Origin of the sequence: Pseudomonas brassicacearum (genome assembly GCF_003732265.1) — a bacterium.
Taxonomy (GTDB): domain Bacteria; phylum Pseudomonadota; class Gammaproteobacteria; order Pseudomonadales; family Pseudomonadaceae; genus Aquipseudomonas; species Aquipseudomonas brassicacearum_D.
The window spans coordinates 1-400 of sequence record NZ_MOBK01000221.1 but is presented as its reverse complement, the minus strand read 5'-3'; the positions used below and the strand labels follow the sequence as shown (position 1 = coordinate 400).

Annotated in this window: 1 protein-coding gene; it reads right to left on the bottom strand. The window is 58.8% G+C overall.

Features of this window, described 5'->3' with window-relative positions:
• A partial coding sequence (locus tag BK660_RS30945; RefSeq protein WP_148057515.1) for a condensation domain-containing protein occupies positions 1-396 on the bottom strand: 396 nt, incomplete at its 3' end.
• Between the last annotated feature and the right edge of the window lie 4 nt (positions 397-400).

Here is a 400-nt window from a genome sequence, read left to right as displayed (position 1 = left end):
GTCCAGCACCTGCGCAGTCAGCGGCAGGCTCAGTCGCGCTTGAGCCACCTGAATCGGACCATCCGGGCCATCGACAAACACCGTGCGCAGCACTTCATGGCGTTCCAGCAAGGCATCGAAGCTGTTCTGCAACGCCGACAGATCAAGGTCACCGCGCAAACGCAACGCTGTCGGCACGTGGTAAGCCGCGCTGTGCGGATCAAGCTGCCAAAGGAACCACTGACGCTCCTGTGCGAACGACAGGCCAATGCTCTCGAACTCATCGCGCACCGGCGGAATCGGCAACGCCGCAAAGCTCATGTTCTTGCTCTGCATTTTTTGCAGAAACGCTTGCCGTTGGGCGAGCGGCAAACGGATGAATCGCTGAACCAGGGACAGGTTATCAAGCAGAGTCATTTTC